This is a genomic window from Sulfurimonas sp. HSL3-1 (genome assembly GCF_039645995.1).
GTDB lineage: Bacteria > Campylobacterota > Campylobacteria > Campylobacterales > Sulfurimonadaceae > Thiomicrolovo > Thiomicrolovo diazotrophicus.
The window spans coordinates 488,138-509,749 of sequence record NZ_CP147920.1 but is presented as its reverse complement, the minus strand read 5'-3'; the positions used below and the strand labels follow the sequence as shown (position 1 = coordinate 509,749).

General features: G+C 55.2%; 16 protein-coding genes. 8 read left to right on the top strand and 8 right to left on the bottom strand.

The genetic code is table 11. The features are described from left to right. Positions 1-85 precede the first annotated feature (85 nt). Positions 86-1,234 carry an iron-containing alcohol dehydrogenase gene (locus WCY31_RS02595; protein WP_345973014.1) on the top strand — a complete coding sequence of 383 codons (1,149 nt, stop codon included), beginning with the start codon at positions 86-88 and terminating at the stop codon, positions 1,232-1,234. Between the two features lie 9 nt (positions 1,235-1,243). On the opposite strand, the gene WCY31_RS02590 is transcribed toward WCY31_RS02595, so the two are convergent. From WCY31_RS02590 to WCY31_RS02580, 3 genes are all read right to left on the bottom strand, one after another. Further along, on the bottom strand, positions 1,244-2,602 hold the full coding sequence (locus WCY31_RS02590) for a hypothetical protein (RefSeq protein WP_345973013.1): 1,359 nt from the start codon (positions 2,600-2,602) through the stop codon (positions 1,244-1,246). A gap of 9 nt (positions 2,603-2,611) precedes the next feature. Further along, positions 2,612-4,789 carry a DUF3857 and transglutaminase domain-containing protein gene (locus tag WCY31_RS02585; protein WP_345973012.1) on the bottom strand — a complete coding sequence of 726 codons (2,178 nt, stop codon included), beginning with the start codon at positions 4,787-4,789 and terminating at the stop codon, positions 2,612-2,614. A 236-nt stretch (positions 4,790-5,025) separates the two neighbouring features. Next, on the bottom strand, positions 5,026-5,844 hold the full coding sequence (locus WCY31_RS02580) for a TIGR00282 family metallophosphoesterase (protein WP_345973011.1): 819 nt from the start codon (positions 5,842-5,844) through the stop codon (positions 5,026-5,028). Between the two features lie 149 nt (positions 5,845-5,993). Here WCY31_RS02580 and WCY31_RS02575 point away from each other — a divergent pair, with 149 nt between their 5' ends. From WCY31_RS02575 to WCY31_RS02545, 7 genes are all read left to right on the top strand, one after another. Then, on the top strand, positions 5,994-7,463 hold the full coding sequence (locus WCY31_RS02575) for a TIR domain-containing protein (RefSeq protein WP_345973010.1): 1,470 nt from the start codon (positions 5,994-5,996) through the stop codon (positions 7,461-7,463). 74 nt (positions 7,464-7,537) lie between these two features. After that, the gene (locus WCY31_RS02570; protein ID WP_345973009.1) at positions 7,538-8,116 is read left to right on the top strand and encodes a TIR domain-containing protein; all 579 of its coding nucleotides are present in this window, start codon (positions 7,538-7,540) and stop codon (positions 8,114-8,116) included. A gap of 36 nt (positions 8,117-8,152) precedes the next feature. Beyond that, positions 8,153-8,647, top strand: coding sequence for a TIR domain-containing protein (locus WCY31_RS02565; RefSeq protein ID WP_345973008.1), 495 nt, complete (start codon positions 8,153-8,155; stop codon positions 8,645-8,647). A gap of 11 nt (positions 8,648-8,658) precedes the next feature. Then, on the top strand, positions 8,659-10,293 hold the full coding sequence (locus WCY31_RS02560; protein ID WP_345973007.1) for a CBASS cGAMP-activated phospholipase: 1,635 nt from the start codon (positions 8,659-8,661) through the stop codon (positions 10,291-10,293). A gap of 14 nt (positions 10,294-10,307) precedes the next feature. Beyond that, positions 10,308-10,808 (top strand): TIR domain-containing protein, encoded by a 501-nt coding sequence (locus WCY31_RS02555; RefSeq protein ID WP_345973006.1) that lies wholly within the window; start codon positions 10,308-10,310, stop codon positions 10,806-10,808. Between the two features lie 362 nt (positions 10,809-11,170). After that, complete coding sequence (locus tag WCY31_RS02550; protein WP_345973005.1) at positions 11,171-12,904, top strand: protein adenylyltransferase SelO; 1,734 nt, start codon at positions 11,171-11,173, stop codon at positions 12,902-12,904. A gap of 110 nt (positions 12,905-13,014) precedes the next feature. Continuing rightward, positions 13,015-13,902 (top strand): cache domain-containing protein, encoded by an 888-nt coding sequence (locus WCY31_RS02545; protein ID WP_345973004.1) that lies wholly within the window; start codon positions 13,015-13,017, stop codon positions 13,900-13,902. A gap of 23 nt (positions 13,903-13,925) precedes the next feature. Here WCY31_RS02545 and WCY31_RS02540 read toward each other — a convergent pair whose 3' ends face one another. The 5 genes from WCY31_RS02540 to WCY31_RS02520 all read right to left on the bottom strand — a co-directional run bounded on the left by WCY31_RS02540 (position 13,926) and on the right by WCY31_RS02520 (position 21,497). Beyond that, positions 13,926-16,910: a DEAD/DEAH box helicase gene (locus tag WCY31_RS02540; RefSeq protein ID WP_345973003.1), complete on the bottom strand. Its 2,985-nt coding sequence runs from the start codon at positions 16,908-16,910 to the stop codon at positions 13,926-13,928. 67 nt (positions 16,911-16,977) lie between these two features. Next, complete coding sequence (locus tag WCY31_RS02535; RefSeq protein ID WP_345973002.1) at positions 16,978-18,159, bottom strand: bifunctional folylpolyglutamate synthase/dihydrofolate synthase; 1,182 nt, start codon at positions 18,157-18,159, stop codon at positions 16,978-16,980. Then, positions 18,113-18,631 (bottom strand): hypothetical protein, encoded by a 519-nt coding sequence (locus tag WCY31_RS02530; protein ID WP_345973001.1) that lies wholly within the window; start codon positions 18,629-18,631, stop codon positions 18,113-18,115. Before WCY31_RS02530 ends, WCY31_RS02535 begins: the two co-directional genes overlap by 47 nt. 10 nt (positions 18,632-18,641) lie before the next feature. Further along, positions 18,642-21,089, bottom strand: coding sequence for a leucine--tRNA ligase (gene leuS / locus WCY31_RS02525; protein WP_345973000.1), 2,448 nt, complete (start codon positions 21,087-21,089; stop codon positions 18,642-18,644). A 69-nt stretch (positions 21,090-21,158) separates the two neighbouring features. Further along, a complete protein-coding gene (locus tag WCY31_RS02520; protein WP_231020248.1) occupies positions 21,159-21,497 on the bottom strand; it encodes a DUF6394 family protein in 339 nt (112 codons plus the stop codon). Positions 21,498-21,612: the final 115 nt, after the last annotated feature.

The window sequence follows — 21,612 nt, the reverse complement described above, 5'->3', positions numbered from 1 at the left end:
GAATCAGGCAACTCCCGCATAGCATCGTTCTACCGCGTAAACGCAAATCCCCCTATAATTATCCAAAAGCATCCAGGAGAACAATATGAGAGATTTTACTTACCATAACCCCACCAAGATCGAATTCGGAAGAGACAAAGAAAAAGCCATCGGCGACCACATCGCCGCGGCGGGCGTCAGTAAGGTGCTCCTCACCTTCGGCAGTGACCGCATCAAAAAAGACGGCCTCTTCGACACCGTCGTCGCCAGCCTGAAAGCGAACAATATCGAGTACGTCGAACTGGGCGGCATCGTCAGCAACCCGCTGCTCTCGAAGGTGTACGAAGGGGTCGAGGCGGCCAAAGCCGAAGGCGTCGGGGCCATCCTCAGCGTCGGCGGCGGTTCCGTTTTGGACAGTTCCAAGGCCATCGCGGCGGGCAGCCTCTACGACGGTGACGTCTGGGACTTCTTTATCGGCAAAAGCGTCATCGAAAAAGCGCTGCCGGTCTTTGACATCATCACCCTCGCCGCGACGGGGAGCGAGATGAACACCTACGCCGTCGTCACCAACGAGAAAACGCAGCAGAAATTCTCCATCGCCTCGCCCCATGTCTACCCGAAAGTCTCCGTCGTCAACCCGGAGCTGCAGAAGTCCGTCTCCAAAGAGTACCTCGTCTACTCCGCCGCGGACATCATCGCCCACTCCATCGAGGGGTACTTTACCGCCTCGTATCACCCCGACATCATCGCCAAGTACATCGAGGCGAACATCTCCACCGTCATGAGCACGACGGAGACACTGCTGGCCGACCCGGACGACTACGACGCCCGCGGCGAGTTCGCCTGGGCGGCGACGCAGGCGCTCAACGGCACGACCACCCTCGGCGTCGCGGGCTACAGCTTCCCCAACCACATGATCGAGCACAGCCTCTCGGCGCTCTTCAACGTCGCCCACGGCGCCGGCCTCTCGGTCATCATGCCGGCATGGATGAAGTGGTACCATAAGCAGAACGAAGCCCAGTTCGAACGGTTTGCAAAGAATCTTTTCGGAAAATCAACTGCCATGGAGGGGATCGAAGCGCTGGAGCAGTGGTTCGACAAGGTCGGCACGCCGACAAAGCTGTCGCAGTTCTCGATCAAAGAGAGTGACATCGACGCCATCGTCGAAAACGCCGCGGCGAATGCCAAGATGTTCGGCCTGGCCGACACCTACACCGAGGACGTTCTCAGAACGATCCTCAAACTGGCGCTCTAACGCGCCCGACTAGCCTTCCAGCCCGTTTTCCAGGAAGTAGGTAGCCACGGCATATTCACAATACGAATAGACTTTCTGTGCCTGCAGCTCGTGAAAATACCCTATGGCTTCGTCCCGCTGCTTTCGCGCCAGCGCGTCCATCCCGAGGACAAACATGGCTTCCGTCGTGCTGCAGCGGTTTTCCGAAGCCTCTATCAGCTCCTCTTTGGAGCGTTCCCCCAGCATGAACTTGATAACCGTCTCCTGCCAGCGGCCTTCGAAGCTCCTGTCGCGGAGGGTCTTCAACGTCTTGTCCAGTTTCGCCGTCTGCCCGTCCATACGCAGCGCCGAGAGGTAGTAGACGTAGTCCGTGTAATCCAGCTCGTCGTCCTCACTCTCAAAGTAGCGTTCGTATTCTTCTATTGCCCGTTTCCAATCTTGCTGCATAAAATACCCCATTCCCTTCAACTGGCTGTGGAAAGCATCCTCTTCTTGCTGCTCTTGCAGCAGCGCCATGGACGCTTTCAGTTTGCCGTTGATCTGGAGGGTTTGCGCATAGAGGCCGATATTGTCATCGGCCTTGAGCACTTTGTCGGCCAGGAACAGTGCCAGTTCCCTCTGTCCCAGACGTTCGTAGGATTGCAGCATCAGGACGTTCATCGGCTCCGCAAACGCTTTATGGTCCAAACGTATCGCCTGTGCCGCAGAATCCAATACTTTCTGGTTCAGTGCGGCGTTCCCGGCGCCGCACTCCTTTTGGTCTTCAAGTTCGGCGACCTTCCAATAGTAGGCCTCGGCGAGTGTGGCATGCATGTCCGCATACTCCGGCACCTTTTTGATGGCGCGCTTGGCCGTATCGATTGCAAGATCGTAGTGCTCCTTGTAGTTGTAGAACTCCGCCAGGAGCGCGTATGATCCCATGAAATCGGGCTCCTCGCGGATCGCCTGGGTGTAGAGGCGGACTATCTCCTTCTCGTCGCCGTTCCTGTCCAGTGTCACCGCTTTGATAAAGGAGGGAGGGTAGACTTTGACCCCGGCGCTTTTGAGCTCGGGGAACCGCCGGTACAGTTCATCGAACATCTCCCGATCCCGAAAGCCGAGCGCATAATCCTTGATGATCAAATAGGCGAGTTTTTTGATCCGCAGACTGTCCGGTTCCAGCGCCTCGGCCTTCAGAATCGTCTTTTTGGCCTCGAGAAGGGAAGATACCCGGCGGCGGTCCTCCATGAACTGACGATAGTACTCTTCGGCCAACCCTGCCTGCAGCATCGCATTGTTCTTATCATGTTCGATCTGCTGTTTCAGCTCTTTGGAAACGGGCGTCTCCATCGGTGCGCACCCCGCGACGATGAGGGCCGTCAAAACCCCTGCGAAAATCTTCAACTTCATCACTCCCTCCTATTCCGGTTGATACCCGAGCGCTTTGGCTTTCTTGAACGCTTCGGACGAGCTTTCGAATTCGGAACTGTAGCCCAGTACCAGCCCGTAAAGGTAGTAGGTCCTCCCCTGCGCGGTGCCCTTCGCGACCGCGCTTTCAAGCAGCGCTTTGGCTTTGTCGTACTCGGCACTGTCAAGGTAGTGCTCGGCAAGGGCATGCATGCTATCGAGAGTGCTGTTCTCATCCAGTTTCGCCTTCATCTGCGCTTCGGCCGCTTTGCGCTCGTCCTTGGTATAGCGCAGATACCACAGCATCCCCTGGTGCAGTGTCAGCGACTGCTGATAGAAGTCGGCATACGCCTCGGGGTAGATCTTTCGCTGATTGACGGCAAAACGCTCCTCGATGACCATCCCGTCATCCGAGGCTTTGTGCGCAAACCCATACTCGAAGAATTTGCCTTTGTACGACGACGGCAGCTTGACAAAGCGCCACTCGTTGAACGCCTTGCTGCCGGGCTTGCAGTGCATACGCATCTGCAGAGTCGAACGCGCGCCCAAATCCAGCCCGTAGGTGCGCTGCTGCTCTTGCGGGACATCGCGCAGCGCCAACAGGCGGATAAACCCGTAAAAAAGCGCAGCATACTCTCTTTTGTCGTCCGGGATCTGCTCCACCCCTTTGACCTCAAAGGAGAACGACACCTCTTTTTTCGGGTCTTCCGCACCCTCGTACTTCAGGTTGCTGACCACGGCAGCCGCGCCGAACAGACTCTTGAACTGCTGCAGCAGGGTCTCTTCCGGATCTTGCGAGAAGGCGATCACGGATTTATAGAACTGACTGGCCGCCCCGGACAGATCCATACGGATTTTCCCGCCGTAATAGCTGCCGTCGTCACTGAAATCGACGGCGATCCTGGCATCGGAGGTATTGAAACGTTCGGGAATCGTTCTGAACCGGCCGCCGCTGCCGTTGAGGACAAAGGCCACTTTATTGCCGAGGCTCCAGGCGATGCCGGGAAAGGTGAAATGCGTGCCGGTCGTATCGATCCACATCTCATACTTCGGGACGTAGACGATGACATGGTTGAACAGTTGAAGGTTCGGCAGACGATCGGGGGTGACGATCTCTTCCGCCGCATTGACCAGTGCCGGGTAGGCTTCGATACCCACGGCCTTCAGCATCGAGACCAGCAGGGTCGCCTGGTCTTTGCAGTCCCCGTACATCTGGTTCATGATCTCCCCGGAACGGTGCGGGACCAACCCCCCGCGTCCCAGGTGGGCAAAAATGTATTTGATGTTTTTGTCCATGTAGTAGTAGAGCGCTTTGATCTTCGCTTCGTCCGAGGCGGCCTTTTCCGTCACTTGCAGCGCGCGTTCTCGGATCGCGTCGGAGGGTTCCGAGGCCTTGGCATACTCGCCGTACATCACGTCCGAAACCCGGTGCCATTTTGCAAGGGTAGACAGGCTCAGCCAGGGCATGATCTCATTATAGGAGACGGCCGTCCCGTTTTCCGCCTTGATCCGGGGCAGATCTTTTTTTGTCCACGTGTAGACGGTCCGGCCGCCCTCTATCCGGATCTCCGGCGCGGTTGTGGCATTGTGCAGCTTGTAGTAGAGGCTTGCCCCCTCCGGGGTATCGACCGTGACGGTGTTTTCCCGTATCGGGTCAAAACGCACTTTGCGCATATCGCCGTTCGCATGCCAGCGGTAGAAATAACTTTTGCCGGTCCACTCCCCGGGCAGTGGCGAATGGAGCTGTTCCGAACTCAGCTGCAGCTCGATAAACGATCCGGCAGTGACAGAAGGCATCGAGAACTGCAGCAGTTTCGTATCGTCATACGAACTGGCTCTGTTCGAACTCTTGATCTGGATGGCATCTTTGTGCACGCTCTTCTTTTTGCCATCAGGCGTATAGGCCACGGCAAAATCGAGCTGCTGCTGCTCGTAAAAAGCGTTGTGCGCGAAAGTGAACTGGCTGTAGTCAACGGCGGCTTCGTCATTCAAAACGGCGATCACATAGTGAATTGTCTCATGGGCACGGTTCTTTTCATCGAGCACGACATGCCACTCTCTCTTGATAATGGCGGCCCCCGACTCGATCTCCTGTGCCGTCGGTTTGAACGTTTTCATCATCGTTTCGATCCCGCTGCCCAAAAGCGAGGACGTCATAAGTAGAAGAAGCGCCGAAACAAATATTTTCATTAATGTGATCCCCAATTGAAAAATATGAAATTTACTATAACTGTTTTGGCCTTAGAAAGGGAAAAGTGCAGCGTCGATCGCTTGACAGCAGCAGGGAGAAGACGAGAACAGTCGGGCCGTTACGGTGGGGGTTTAGAGGTAATAGTTGTGGAAAGAAAGACGGTCACCGTCTTTGGGTGACCTCATCGTTGCGGAGAGCGTCCGCCATTAATCAAAAAGCGCGTGCCTGCGCTACGCTAGACTTCCCAGGCATCGGTGATGATCTCGCGCCCGTCGTCGAAGGTCTTGATCTTCTTGGCGCTTACGCAGCGCCCCTTCTCGTCCAGCTCGAACACGGCGGTCTGCAAAATCTTTTTACACTTCTCCGGGACGTTAAAGTGGCCGGGAAGGCCTGTGAGGAAACGCTGCAGCGGGATCTTGGGGTCCATCCCGATAACGTTGTCGCGGCAGCCGCTGAGGCCAAGGTCCGTGACGTAGCCCGTGCCGCCGTCAATCTGCAGGTCGTCCGTCGCCACGTGGGTATGGGTACCGATGATGGCGCTGACGTGGCCCCGCAGCATCATCAGCAGCGCCCTTTTCTCGCTCGTCGCCTCGGCGTGCATGTCGACGAGGATGACCTCGGCCCCCTCGCGCCGCAGCGCCTCGACGCTCTTCTGCGCGCAGATGAAGGGGTTGTCGACCATCGGCATGGCGTAGTAGCCCATGACATTGAGTACCCCGACTTTGACGCCGTTCACCTCGTACATGCCTGTGCCTTTGCCCGGCATCGCCTCGGGGTAGTTGTGCGGACGCAACAGCGGCAGCTTTTCAAAAAGGGGGATGATCTCTTTCTTGTCGAAGCTGTGGTTGCCCCCGGTCATAACGTCCACACCGGCTGCAAGAAGCTCGTCGGCGTTCTTGGCCGTCAGCCCGAAGCCGTGGCTGGCGTTCTCGTAGTTGGCCACGACGAAGTCGATGCCGTGCTCCTTTTTGAGCCGCGGCAGGTGCTGCTTGATCATCGACCGTCCCGGCCGCCCGACAACGTCACCGATCATTGCTACTGTGAGTTTTTTCATAATCGGCATTGTATCGCTTTGCGGGTTAAAGCCGCTTCTTGCATAGTATCACATTATCTTTGTTTAACAGTTTTTGACGATTAAAGGTTAATTAACATAAAATGTCCTCTACTCATATAATCTATACAATAAGGCAGGAAAAGTAACACATGCAACAGCTAGTCGAAGAAGTCTTTGTAACTGAGGGTATTCCAAAGTTCACATTTGTGAAACCTCCAAATTTCAACGAAATTTTATTAGACATTCGTCATCCAGGGAAACCAGTGATAATTGAGGGGCAGTCCGGTACTGGGAAGACAACGTGTGTGCGAAAAATTCTTGAACAACTTGGTGGCGAAGCTGCAGAATACTTAACGGCCAGAGATGCGACCAATATACATCGTATCGAGGAAATTATACGATCCAGAGCACCCGGACGTTTTGTCATTGACGATTTCCATCGTCTCGCCACCGAAACACAGGAGCAACTTGCCAATATCGCAAAGTTCGCTGCTGAATCCGGCCAGACCAGTACATCGCAAACTAAATTAGTTCTTATTGGGATAAACCAGGTTGGATCGGAGTTAATACAATTAGTACCAGATATTGCCAAGCGAACTGGAATCCACCGGATACAAGCGGGATCCAAAGTAGATATAGAACGACTCATTAAAGAGGGATCTGCTGCGCTAAACGTGGATATCCCAGATGTAGAATCAGTATTCAAAGAATCACGTGGCGACTATTGGCTTACACAGCAACTATGTCAAACGATCTGTATAATGAATGATGTGCTGGAAACGTTAGACAATAAACGCGAACTTTCATTCGATATTGCACTCTTGAGAAAAAGAGTTGTGGAGAGGCTTTCTGCTGCATTTTATCCCGCAGTTAAGGAGTTCTGTAGAGGGGTACGTTTTAGGCCCAACAACGACCCCTATTTAAAACTTCTGCAGAAAATCAGTCAACAGGAAAGCTCAATAGTCGATCTGAATGAACTCGCAAATTCAAATGAAGATATCCGCGGTAGCATTAATAATATCAAGGGGAGTCGCCTAGCAATCCTCCTGAGAGATAAACCGACTTGTGCACGCCACTTTTACTACAATGCCGAAACGACAAACTTCGCAATCGAAGATCCTGCACTTTTTTATTTCCTCAAACACTTAGATTGGGCGAAGTTAAGACATGATTGCGGATTCAGAGCTGCGGGACGAGACGTTGAATATGACTTTGCAGTCTCATTTGCAGGTGAGAACAGGGAACTTGCTCGTGAGATAGCCCAGCAGCTTTCTCTTCTCGATGCTCATGTATTTTACGATGAACACTTCGAAGCTAACTTTCTTGGTGGCGCCTGGTCAACTCAATTTGAGCGAATCTTTGGGAGCGACTCTCGTCTTGTAGTTTGTCTTTTAGACAACTATTATCGTGAGAAAATCTGGCCAACCTTTGAACGAGAATGTTTTCTTCCCCGCGTACCAGACGGCGATGTTATTCCTATTTTCTTGGACGACACAACATTTGTGGGAATTCCAAAGGATATTATAGGGATTCACTTCAAACGAGACGAAAATCCAGAGTCAGAGAGCGCACGTGTTACGGATGAAATTGCTTTCAAACTTATAGAGAGGCTTGGTTAAGTCAAATAGAGCAGCCGATGCTTATAAGGGATTCGTGTGCTTAATTCAGATTGTTGTGACACGATTGGAGTTGCATGGCAGTATTGAGAAAATCAGACTTGCTAGCTCGTTACAATGCAGCTCAGTCCACTCTTTTTGAAGAATATCGAGAAAAACAGTGGGCCTCGAATTCTTTAAATGAAGTATTTGAATCGTTTTCTTTTACCGAAACATATGATATTTTTTTATCTCATGCATATTCAGATGCAAGGATTGTAAAGCAAATTCGTGACATGTTACTTAAGCAAGGATATTCTGTTTATGTAGACTGGATAGAAGACAATCAATTAAATAGAGATCATGTATCAGAATATACAGCCACTGTACTTCGAAATAGAATGGATCACTGCTCTTCTTTAATATATTTAACATCAGTATCAGCTAGTCGCTCAGTCTGGATGCCATGGGAATTAGGTTATATGGATGCACGTACTAGAAGGGTTGCTGTCGCACCAATCATGGAAGATGATGAAGAGTTTGAAGGGCGAGAATACCTTGGATTGTACCCCTATTTAGATCTAACTAGTGACAATTTCTACGTTCAAAGAGGCATTGGAACATGGGTAACCTTAAAGGATTGGATGAAAGGTGAAAATCCGAAAAAATACACATGATTAACTCATATAAAAAATCAAGCAAAGGAGATGTTTATGGCTCGTAGAGCATTTTACAGTTTTCACTACAAACCAGATAACTGGCGAGTTTCCCAAGTACGAAATATGGGTGTTATTGATGGAAACAAACCTGTTTCTGACAATGATTGGGAGACTGTCAAAAAAGGTGGTGATCCAGCCATTCAAAGATGGATAGATGGTCAATTAGATGGAAAATCTGTTGCTATTATTCTTATTGGTGAAAATACTGCTGGAAGAAAGTGGATTAACTATGAAATCAAAAAAGCGTGGAATGACAAAAAGGGAGTACTAGGAATATATATTCATAATTTGAAGGATAGTAATGGAAGTCAATCGCGCAAGGGGTCTAATCCATTCGATGCATATACTTTAAATGGCACATCACTAGCAAATATTGTCAAAGCATATGATCCTCCATATTCTACTAGCACATACGTTTATGACCATATAAAAGAGAATCTTGCCACTTGGATTGAAAAAGCCATCGAGATTCGAAACAAATACGACTAAGGATAAAGTCCATGCCACTTAGCTTGCCTTTACTTGGAGTAAGAATTCATCTGTCCGGTGCAATCCCTGAAGATTCAACCCCTGAACAAGAAGCAGGAATACGAAAATTTGTTGAAAAATTTGCACGTAAGATATTCAGTGAAGGAGGGGTATTAATTCACGGAAGCCATCCCACATTTTTGGAGCCACTTGAGACTGCTGCAAGACAATTCATCGAAGCAGATGGAGAAAAAGACTCTCTTGTTCTTGTCCGTGCCCAAAAGTTTGCTATCTCAACTGAACACTTGGAAGAAATTGAGCGTCAAAGAAAATTCGCTTCTGTCCAAATAATGCCTTCTGCTCCTGGAGACCCAAATGAGAATTTGATCCCGATGCGAGAATGGATGGCTGAACGTTCAGATGTCATTGTATGTATTGGTGGCAAATGGTGGGATACAAACAAGAAACGAGCGGGGGTTCCTCTCGAATTGGATGCTATGTTATCACTAGGAAAGCCCGGATTTATTATTACTAGTTTTGGAGGTGCAACAGCTGGCTATGTTAAAGAAGATTCAACATTAATTTCTCGTCTCAAAAATGGCCTTTCAGATATACAAAACCAAAAGATTGCAGAAAATGAAACTGTTGAAGAACTTACAGAAACAATTGTCACTCAATTAAAACTTTTACCACTAGTTCGAGAAAGTGTTTCACAAGGACGTAATTTCCGCATATTAGTTCTTGATGGTGGTGGTTTACGGGGCACGTTCACTGCCGCTGTCCTTGCAAAATGGGATGACATGATTAAGAGTGGTGGTGGTAATGATCTAATTAAGCACTTTGATCTTGTAGCAGGGACATCAACAGGAGCGATACTTGCCATCGGACTTAGTCTTGGACTAACACCAGCTGAAATACTAGATTTTTATAAAGAAAAAGGATCAAGTATTTTCCCCAAAAATAGAAAATTGCGCCATTGGCTTAAGTCCAAACATGAATCAGCAACTCTCCGTGATATGCTAAAAGATGTTTTTGGCGATAAAACACTCTCTCATGACTCGTGTTGCAGACTTGTCATTCCAACAGTACGCGCTCTCCATGGGAAAGCCGAGGTAATTACTACAGCTCATAGCGAAGACCGCACTGCATTCCGTGATATCACTGCTGTTGAGGCAGCACTTGCATCCTCTGCAGCACCAACATATTTTGATGAGGCCACATATGAAGGGCCAATCACAATAGAAAAGTTCATTGATGGTGGAATTTGGGCCAATAATCCGATACTTCCAGCATTGGCAGAGGCTGTCCGATATCTTAATATCCCCATGGATAGAATAGATGTTCTAAGTATAGGAACGATGAGCCACGAAATTGATTTTACTGAATCACTAGGAAAAGGTAAGTTTGGATGGGCAGAAGACAGTACGGATCTCTTTTTTTCCGCGCAAGAGCATGCTGCTTCTATTATGGCTGACGGCTTTCTCGGTCCAGCTCACCATCTTCGCATTAATCAACAAGCATCAAGTGAAATCAAATTGGATGATGCAGAAGCAATCGCAGAATTGACTTCGCGGGGAAACGATATAGGCAAAGACTCATTTGTTGCAGTCCGATCACGATTCTTTGATGGAACTCATGTTCCTGATTGGCGCATAACAGAATATTAGCAAAGGAGACATTTATGGCTAGAAAGTGTTTTTTTAGTTTTCATTACAAACCAGACAATTGGCGTGTTTCACAAGTTAGAAATATTGGGACAATCGAAGGAAATAAGCCTGCCAAGGACAATGATTGGGAAACTGTCGTTGGTGGAGGTGACAAAAAAATTAAAGAGTGGATATCCAGTCAAATGAAAGGAAGAACATGTACGGTTATCCTAGCGGGCTCAAAAACTGCTAACAGGAAATGGATTAATCATGAGATTGTTGAGTCTTGGAACAGGGGTTTGGGTGTGTTGGTCATTCACATTCACAATTTAAAAGATGTTAATGGCAAACAGTCTTCAAAGGGTGCAAACCCTCTCTTTTATATTACTCATATTCCGACAAAAAAAAGACTATCATCCATTGCCAAGTCCTATGACCCTCCATATAAGTTAAGTAGTAATGTCTACAATCACATTGCAGAAAACATTGACTATTGGATAGAAGAAGCAATTAAAATCCGAAAAGCCTATGATTAATTAGCATACAACAAGACAGAAGAGCTAATAAGCGCACTTCGAACGTCACAACACCTTCTGTTTCGGTGCAAGGGTAGTGCAAAGCAGCCCGCATGATATCGTCATCTTTGCTGTTAGCGGTGAAGTACTCTTTTGAGCTGTTGAGGCGCTCCACCGTGACACCTCATTTCCAGCCCTACCATGACCATTAGCTCGAAGAACTGCTCTGCCAAATTCAACGATCCCACTCCTTAAAGAAAAAACACCGAAACTTTTATACCAAACCTCATTAATAGCCTTTTTTAGAATAGCCTGCAAGAATTCACTTTTTAGATAGCCGAACCATTTTTGCATGCCCGTCGCGAATGCTAAAGGAAACAAGTATGAAAGCAGCAATTGAAACCCCTACAGCGGTAAAGAGCCTTGACGATCTCGCGGCGCTGGCGAACTACTCGCTTGTGGACACGTTGACCCCCGACCCCGAGGCGACGGCGGACGGCGTTGACCACGCGCCGCGGCAGGTCTTCAGCGGGCATTATGTGCCTGTGAACCCCACGCCCATAGAAACCCCCGTGTACATCGCGCACAGCGAGACCTTTTTCCGTGAACTGGGCTTTAGCGACGCGTTGGCAACCTCGGAGGATTTTATGCGGATGTTCTCCGGCGACAGTTCGCAGCTCCCCGAGCCGCTGCGCCGCCGGGGCTGGGCGACGGGGTACGCGCTTTCCATCTACGGGACTGAATACTACGAGCAGTGCCCCTTCCGTACGGGCAACGGCTACGGCGACGGGCGCGCGGTTTCCATCCTTGAAGCGGTCATCAACGGGCAGCGCTGGGAGATGCAGCTCAAAGGCGGCGGCAGGACACCCTACTGCCGCGGTGCCGACGGCCGCGCCGTGCTGCGTTCCAGCATCCGCGAGTTTCTGGCGCAGGAGCACATGCACGCCCTGGGCGTAAAAACATCGCGCTCCCTGAGCCTCTACACCTCGAAGACGGAGACGGTCGCGCGGCCGTGGTTCAACAACGGCTCCTACTCGCGAAACCCCGAAGTCATGCTCGAGGAGGCCGTGGCCATCACCACGCGGGTCGCCCCCTCTTTCATCCGGGTGGGGCAGGTCGAACTTTTCGGCCGGCGGGCGCGCAAGAACGAACACCCCAAAGCGCTGGAAGAGCTCGAACAGATCGTCCTGCACCTCATCGACCGTGAGTACAGCGACACTATCGACACCTCACTTCCCCTCCGGGACAAAGTGCTCCTGCTGGCAACGGCATTCCGCGACCGTCTCACCACGCTGGTGGCGGAGTGGATACGCGTGGGCTACTGCCAGGGCAACTTCAACAGCGACAACACCGCCGCCGGCGGCTTCACCCTCGATTACGGTCCCTTCGGGTTCATCGAGATGTTCGACCCGCGCTACCAGCCGTGGACGGGCGGAGGAGACCACTTCTCCTTCCTGAACCAGCCCCAGGCCGCGGAAACGAACTTTGCAATGTTCTGCACCGCGCTGAAGCCGCTGCTGACGTCGGATGAAAAGGCAGTGAACGAGCTGGACATGCTGACCCTTCGATTTGCAAGAGCGATGCAGGGGAAAATGATCCCCATGTGGGCATCCAAGCTGGGGCTGCATAAGCTGGATGCACCGCTGTTCAACGAACTGGTGACGTTGATGATCGAGACGGGGGTGGATTACACCATCTTCTTCCGCGAACTCTCATCCGTGCCCGAAGATATCGCCCCGCTGACGAAGAGCTTTTACGGCGACGGGGTCAAAGATGCCGCGCTGCTGAACCGCTGGAGCGAATGGCTGGAGAAGTGGAAGGGTGTCGTACAGACGACGAACCCCGACGACATCAACGCCACGTCGCCGGAATCCCGCGAAGCGCTCTCACGCCAGATGAAGGCCGTCAACCCCAAATACACCTTGAGGGAGTGGTTCCTCGTCCCGGCCTACCAGCAGGCCGCCGACGGGGACTATACGCTCATCAAAGAGCTGCAGGCCGTCATGACGGACCCCTACGCCGAGCAGTCCGAAGCGACCGCGGCGAAGTACTACCGGAAAAAGCCCACCGAGTACTTCGAGATCGCGGGCATCTCCCACGTCACCTGTTCCTCTTAAATAGGGCGAAGGGCATCTTCATGCCCTTCTTCGCTCCACTGCCTTTAGATACCTTTTAGCGGGATTGCCATACGATAAAAGCTGCACACCTCAACACGGAGGCAGATACCATGAAAGTTCTACGGGGGATAAGAAGCGCGGCACTGCTGCTTTTCATCTGGACGGCGGTGAACCTTGCCGCCGCGGAGCCGGTGGCGTATGAGCACAAGGAGACCCGCGACCTCGTCGCCTTCGTCCAGGCGGCGGCCGACGCGGTCGCCAAGGAGGGCGAAGCCGTCTTCCCCGCTTTCAGACAAAAAGGCGGGAAGTGGTTCCGGGGCGACAGGTACATCTTTGTCTGGGACCTCAAAGGCAACCGCTACGTCTATCCGCCCGATCTTGCGCATGAGAAGCGGAACCTCATCGGGCTCACAGACGTCGGGGGCAAACCGATCGGGCGGATGATCGTCGATGCGGCCGCGAGCAAAGCGGGCAGAGGGTGGGTCCACTACCAGTGGAACCGCCCGGGAGAGACGGCGCCCATCTGGAAATCCACCTACATCATGCGAAGCACCGCCCCCTCGGGCAAGGTCTACCTCGTCGGCAGCGGCAACTATAAAAGCGTGATGGAAAAGGCGTTCCTCGTCGATGAAGTCAACGCCGCCGTCGCCCTGCTTCAAAAGGAGGGAAAGGCCGCCTTTAAAACCCTGCGCGACAAGAAGAGCCGCTTCTATTTCCACGACACCTACGTCTTCGTCACCTCCGCCTCCGGCGTCGAACTGGTCAACCCGGCCTTTCCCGGCATCGAAGGGCGCAACGTCCTGACGATCACGGACATCAAGGAGAAGGCCATCGCGCGGGAGTACATCGACCTGGCTATGCTCAAAGGAGAGGGGTGGGTCTCCTACTACTGGCCCCGCCCGCAGGCCCCGCAGATCCCTGTCCAGAAGATCACCTATGTCAAAAAGGTCGTTGTGGAAGGAGAACCCCTCATCGTCGGGGCGGGGGTATACGAATAAGCGTACGGGAAGCCGCAGCGCTCTTACAGCACCTTCGGCTTCGCCGTACGCAGGTAGTGCAGCACGGCCTTGATGATATCGTCGTCGTCTTTGCTGTCGGCGTTGACGAACTCTTTCGAGCCGTTGAGGTATTCGATGGTGATGTTCTGGCCGTAGGAGCTGAGCATCTTGATGTGCTTCTCCAGCCCCATCAGCTTGATGACCATCAACTCGAAGAACTGCTTGGTCGGGCCGTCCGGGCGTCCGAAACGCTCCGTGACCTCCTCCTCGATCTCGTAGACCTCCGTCGGGGTCTCGCAGAGGCTGAGGCGGCGGTAGAGCTCCAGGCGCAGGCGGTCCTCGGCGACGAGCTCATCGCTGATGTAGGCGCTGACGGCGAGCTTGAGGTCCACCTTCGCCTTGGGCGTCTCTTTCTTGTTGCTCAGCTCCTTGATGGCGTCCTCGAGCATCCGCAGGTAGAGAGAGTAGCCGATGTTCTTGATGTGCCCGCTCTGCGCGTCGCCCACGAGGTTCCCCCCGCCCCGGATCTCGAGGTCATGGTAGGCCAGCACGGAACCGCTGCCGAGGAAGGAGTTGGACTCCAGAGCGACGAGGCGCTTCTTCGCTTCCTCGGTAATGAGCTCCTTGTCCTCGACGATGAAGTAGGCGAACCCCTCCGTATGGCCCCGGCCGACGCGGCCGCGGAGCTGGTGCAGGTCGGCGATGCCGAAGCGGTCGGCCCCGTCGATGATCATCGTGTTGACCCGCGGCATGTGGATGCCCGACTCGATGATGGAGGTCGCCAGCATGAGGTCGTACTCGCCGGCCTGGAACTTCAGCAGCTCCTTTTCCGTCTCGACGGCGCCCACCTGCGAGTGGAGCATCAGGATGCGAAGGTCCGGGAGGATCGCCTTGAGTTCGCCCAGCTTTATGGGCATATGGTCGATGGAGTTGTAGACGTAAAAGACCTGCCCGCCCCGGCGCAGCTCGCGCAAAATGACCTCTTTGACGAGTTTCTCGTCGTAGGCCTTGACGAAGGTGCGCACCCCCTGCCGTTCGCCCGGAGGGGTCATGAGGGTGCTGAGGGTCTTGATGGAGCTGAGCGCCTGGTTGAGGCTGCGCGGAATCGGCGTGGCGCTCATGGTGAGCAGGTGCGTCTTCTCATAAAGCGTTTTGAGCTTCTCTTTTTGTTTGACGCCGAACTTGTGCTCTTCGTCGATGACGACGAGGCCCAGTTTGGCGAACTTCGTCCCGAAGAGCGCATGGGTGCCGACGACCATGTCGATGCTCCCATCCGCCAATCCCGCCTCGACGGCCTTCTTCACCTTGGGGGTGACGAAGCGGTCTATTTTGGCGATGTGGAAGTCATACTCGGCGAAGCGCTCCTTGAGCGAGGCGAAGTGCTGGGAGCTGAGCAGGGTCGTCGGTACGATGACGGCCGACTGGTACCCCGCGGAGGCCGCGGCGAACATTGCGTTCATCGCCACCTCGGTCTTGCCGAAGCCGACGTCCCCGCTGAGCAGCCGGTCCATAACGTGGCCGCTGCCTACTTCGGCGATGATCTCGGCGATGGAGCGCGCCTGGTCCTCGGTGTACTCGAAGCCCGCGCGGGACTGGAACGCCTGCACCTCCTTGGCGTCCGTCTCGATGACGGGGGCGCTGATAAGCGCGCGCTGGGCGGCGGTGTTGACGATCTCCGAGGCGATCTCGAAGAGGCGCTTCTTGACCTTCTCCTTGAGACGGCCGAAGCTCCCCTTGCCCAGGCGGTCGAGCACCGGCGGCGCCCCGGCGCCCGCGATGTAGCGGTCGATGGCGTCGAGGTTCTCCACCGGCAGCAGGACCCGCTCGTCGCCCTGGTACTTGATGGCGATGAAGTCGCGCACGCTTCCCAAAATCTCCGCCTGTTCGATGGCCTCGAAGATCCCGACCCCGTGCTCCTCGTGGACGACGTAGTCGCCGGGCTTGAGGTCGTCGAGGAGCAGGCTGCTCTTGCGGCGGCGCTTTTTGCGCACCGGTTTGTTCAGGGAGATGATGAGCTCGGTGTCGGTAATGAGGTTGACGATCTCGCCGGAGCGCTTGACCGTGATGCCCTTCGTGTCGAAGATGCCCGCCTGCTTCAGCTGCGCGTCGCTGCTGGCAATAATCGTCACCTTCTTGTTCGGGTGGACCTCCAGCAGGGTTTTGACGTCGGTGACCGCGAGGGCCTTGACCCGGTCGTCCTCGGGGAGCACCGCGACGGATTCAAAATCCGTTGCCTCTACCTGCGGGGTGTTGAGGGTGTAGGCCTCGCCGATCATCGCGTCGAGGCGTTTGACGGCGGCGACCTTTTTGCCTTCCAGGAAGTTCTCGGCATCGCCGTCCAGGTACCAGAAGCCCAGTGAGTCGATGTCCTTGACGAAGCTGTCGCTCGTTGAGGCTTCTACCGCCGCAACGATGCGCTCGTAGCCGGCCTCGTCGAAGGCGTAGGGGGCGCTGTGCAGCTCGAACCCCTCGAGCTCCTCGCCGACGGTGCGCTGGGTCTCCACCTCGAAGGCCTTGATCTGCTCGATCTCGTCGTCGAAGAGGGAAATGCGGTAGGGGCTCTCCGTGCCGGGGGCGAAGACGTCGATGATGTCACCGCGGAAGGAGACCTCCCCCTCCATCTCCACGAGGTCGACGAAGCTATAGCCCCAGTGGAGCAGCTCCGTTTTGAGGCCGGAGAGGTCGAGGCGGTCGCCGAAGGCGATCTGCTTTGTGCGCAGCAGGTTCGTTTTGGGCAGCGGGAAGAGGAGGCTTTTGAAGGGGGCGATGACGAGGGGCTTTTTATCTGCCTCGTAGTAACTGCGCAGCGCCTCTGCCATCTGGCTCAGCTCTTCGCTGAAGGGGCGCAGGTCATCAAGCCAAGTCGCGCGGAAGTCGGGGAGAACGACCGCGTCGATCTCCTTGAAGCGGCAAAGGTCGCGGAGCTGCTGCGCTTCGGCAGCGTCTTCACAGATGAGTACGTCGGGGAGGCTACCCTTTTTCAGGTAGGCGTAGAGCTTGGCCTGCATACTCAGCGTGCCGTGTCGTTGCGGAGAGTTTTCGGCGCGGAAAGCAGGGGCGCCTTGTCAACTTGGTTCATTTCAATCCCGTCTTTTTTATAAAGGCCTCCGCCACGCTGAACGAGCCGAAGACCAGGTACATTTTCTGTGCCTGCACCCCTTCGAATGTGCCGTAGGGGATATCCAGCGCTTCGAGCGCCCCGACAAGTGCATCGCGGGCGGCGGCACGCTCGCTCTGCACCTCGATCAGCTCGACGCGCTCGATGTTGTCGCGGAGCGCGGCAAGGATGGATGCATAGTCCTTGTCGCCGTAGCTGTTGTAGACAAGAACGACCTTCTGCGGCCCCAGCTCTCGTGCGATGGCCCGGGCGGCGAGGACGTTGTGGCCCACGTCGAGCCAAACGTTCGGGGCGATCCGCGAGAGGCGGCCGAAGAGCGGCGCGCTGAAGCTCTGTGCGTCAAAGGAGACGCCGAGCAGCTTCAGGGCGGCGGCGGCAAGCATGAGGTTGTCGCGGAGGTACGCCGGCAGTGCCAGCGCTTCCGCCCTCTTTTGAAGCGCCATTATAGCATCTTCGTCTAACAGCCGTTCACAGCGCAGCAGTGTCGCCCCCCGCTCGGCGGCGATCTCCGAGGCGATGGCGTAAACCTCCTCGTGGGGCTGCAGGCCCAGGATCACAGTGGGGCCCATCGCCCGCAGTTTCGTCACGGCGATCGCTTCAATGGTGTCGCCCAGGAAGGCCTGGTGGTCAATGTCGATGGGAGTGACGAGGGTGAGGGTTTTCTCGAAGACGGCGGTCGCGTCGAACTCGCCGCCGAGGCCCGCTTCCATGACGACGTAGTCGCAGGACTCATAGAGCGCCGCGGCCATCAGGGTCGTGAATTCGAAGTAGCTCAGCGCCTCGGCCGTCTCTGCGTCCAGCCACCCCATCACCTTCTCAAAAGCGCCCTGCAGCTGCGCGTCGTCGGCGTCGCTGCCGTTCAGCCAGAGGCGTTCGTTGAAGCGCAGGATGTGGGGGGAGGTGTAGTGGCCGACGCTGTAGCCGGCATGCAGGAGGGCCCCGGCGAGGAAGCGCCCCGTCGTTCCCTTGCCGTTGGTGCCGACGAGGTGGATGATCTTCGGCAGCGACACACGCGCTTTGACCCGGTCCCAGGCCCGCGGCATCCGCTCCAGGTCGATCTTGTCGTAGTAGAGCGGTTTCGCGTCGAGAAAGTCAGCGAACTTCAGCAGAGGCCCCCTCGCCCGCGACCTGGGCGACAAAGCTGTCGAGCGCCTTCTCCGAGCCGTACTTGATCGCCTCGAAGCGGACGAGGTCGGAGATAATGGCGTTGGGTTCGATGGTGAAGAGGTAGCTTCCCCGCGCATTGTAGCGGCGCGTCTCTTCTCCGCGTTCCCGGTCGATGTCGAGGGTGACGATGGCACGGTAGGCGACGATGTAGCCGTTGGTGTCGTACTGCACCGGATTGAAAACGACCTTGCGCAGGGAAATGGTCAGGTGGGTGCTGGCGTGCGCCTCATCGGTTAGGCGGGTGCGGAAGCGGTTGACGACGGCTTCGTCGAGGGCGTCTTTGATGTAGACGGTGTTGTCCGGGTCCTGCATGGAGATGACGATCTTCGTGCTCACGCTCTCCTGCAGCACCGGCTTGACGGCCCGGCTCGTCGGCTTGTAGCCGCAGCCAGAGAGCAGCGCCGCGGCGATCAGTACCAACCCAAAGCGCTGCAATCCACCCATGTTCTTTTCCTTACTTGACGACGATATTGACGAGCTTGTTCGGCACGACGATCTCTTTGACGACCGTTTTGCCCTCAAGCCACTGCGGGATGACCGCCTTGGCGGCTTCGATCATCTCTTCTTTGGAAGCGGACGGCGCGACGTCGATCTGGCCGCGGTTCTTGCCGTTGACGGAGACGCCCAGGGTGATCGTATCGAGGGCGAAGACCTCCTCTTTCACCGTCTGCTCGCCGAGGTTCTTGCGGCCGAAGAGGCGGTCGCTTATCTCCCAGCAGACGTGCGGGACGATGGGTTCCATCAGGGAGGTGAGGACCCAGTACGCTTCCGTCCAGACCGCTTCGTTCTCCTGTTCATTGAGGGCGTTCATCGCCTCCATGACCCCGGCGATCATCGTGTTGAAAGTGTAGCGCTCGCCGAAGACGTCGTTGGCGCGGGCCAGTGCCTCGTACACCTTCTTGCGCGCGGCTTTCTCCTCTTTGGAGAGGGAAGCGTGGTCGATCTCTGGCAGGGTCTCCGTCACAGCAGCTTTTTCGCTGCGGTCATAGAAACGGCGCAGGAAGCGGTAGGCCCCCTCGACGGCGCTGTCGTTCCACTCCAGCTCCTGGGTCGGCGGCGCGGCGAAGAGGATAAAGAGCCGGGCCGTGTCGGCGCCGTACTTCTCGATAAGGGCATCCGGGTCGACGGTGTTGCCTTTGGACTTGCTCATCTTCGCGCCGTCTTTGAGGACCATCCCCTGGGTGAGCAGCCGCTCGAAGGGCTCCTTGACATCGACGTAGCCGAGGTCGCGCAGCGCCTTGGTAAAGAAGCGGCTGTAGAGCAGGTGCAGGATGGCATGCTCGATCCCGCCGATGTAGTGGTCGACGTTCATCCAGTAGGCGAGCTCCTCCTTGTCGAAGGCCGCCTTCTCCCAGGTGTCGCGTCCCGCCGTGTAGCGCAGGAAGTACCACGACGACTGGATGAAGGTGTCCATCGTATCGGTTTCGCGCTCGGCCGCGCCGCCGCACTTGGGACAGCTGCAGTGCTTCCATGTGGGGTGGTGCTCCAGCGGGTTCCCCTCGCCGGTGATCTCGACGTCGTCGGGGAGTTCAACCGGCAGGTTCTCTTTTTTCTCCGGGACGATCCCGCAGGTCGGGCAGTGGATAAGCGGGATCGGGGCGCCCCAGTAGCGCTGGCGGCTGATGCCCCAGTCCTTGAGACGGTAGTTCGTCACGCGCTTGCCGATCCCCTCGCTTTCGAAGTGGGCGATAATCGCCTCTTTCGCCGCGTCGCTCATCATCTCGCTGAATTCGCCGGAGTTGAAGAGCATGCCCGGTTCCGTCATCGCCTTGCCTTCAACGACACCCGCTTCGGGGTGGGCGATGACCGGGGTGATCGGCAGATCGTACTTCGTCGCAAAGTCGTAGTCGCGCTCGTCGTGGGCCGGGACGGCCATGACCGCGCCGGAGCCGTAATCCATCAGGACGAAGTTCGCGACCCAGACCGGTACCGGCTTGCCGGTGAGCGGGTGCACGACATTGATACCGAGGGCGACGCCGTGCTTCTCTTTCTGGCGGTCGATGGAGCTGCTGTTCTTCATCGCGTTGATCTCGGCGGCCGTCTCCGTGGAGAGCAGGCCATTGTCGATCATGTAGGTGACCAGTTCGTGCTCCGGCGCCAGGGCCGTATAGCTGACGCCGTAGATCGTATCGGGGCGCGTCGTATAGACCTCGAAGCCGTCGAACGCGTCGCGCAGGCGCTTCTTGGAGTGTTCCTCGAGGTGCAGGGTAAACTCGAGCCCGCTGCTGCGGCCGATCCAGTTCTCCTGCATGGAGAGGACCTGCTTCGGCCACCCCTTCTCCAGCTGTTCGAGGTCGTCGATCAGCTCGTCGGCGTAGTCCGTAATGCGCAGGTAGTACTGGTGCATCTCTTTTTTGACGATGGGGGTGTCACAGCGCCAGCAGCAGCCGTCGACGACCTGCTCGTTGGCCAGAACGGTGAGGTCGTGCGGACACCAGTTCAGAAAGGCCTTCTTGCGGTAGAGCAGCCCCTTCTCGAAAAGGTCGATGATGAAGCCCTGCTCGAATTTCGTATAGAGCGGGTCGGAGGTGGCGAACTCGCGCTCTTTGGAGAAGGAGAGCCCCAGGGTGGCGAGCTCTTTGCGCATGTAGTCGATGTTCTCGTAGGTCCACTTCTTCGGGTGTACCCCGTGCTTGATCGCGGCGTTCTCCGCCGGCATCCCGAAACTGTCCCATCCGATGGGATGCAGGACGTTCAGGCCCTGCTGGCGGTAGTAGCGCGCGAAAGCGTCACCGATGGTGTAGTTACGCACGTGCCCCATGTGGATGCGCCCCGACGGGTAGGGGAACATGCTGAGGACATACTTTTTCGGTTTCGTAAGATCATCTGCGGGCTCAAAACTGCGCTCTGCGTCCCAGAACGCCTGCCACTTGGTTTCGATATCGGACGGGTTGTATTGCAAGATAACTCCTTGAGACGGGCTGCGATCCGCCTCACTGTATTTCGGAAATCGGCGCCGTGGCGCCTACTGTTAGTACTCTTCTCTCGTTTTGGAGCTTTCGATATAAACGAGGCCCATGGAGAAGACGTTGGCAATCAGAGCGCCGATGGTCAGGGCGACCGCGATGTCCATGTTGCCGACGACGACGAGGTAGATGAACGCCGGGATCAGGTGCAGGTCCGCCACGAGCGAACTGGCGAGCAGTTCGGCCGAGAGGAGGTTGCGCACCCCGATCTTGAGGATCGTCGATACGAGGTTCAGGCTCGCCGCGACGAAGAGGGAGACGGGACCGTGCTCATAGAGGAAACCCGCCGTCGATGTCAGACTCATCAACGTAAAAAAGACGTAGATTACTTTACCCCAATCCATAGATAGCTCCTTTTTGGGCTAATTTTACCATTAACCCTGGTCTACGAAAATGCCGAAAGCATTTTTCGAGGAAACATCGCTTCGCGAGCGGTTCCCTTGTTTTGTTCCAGATGCC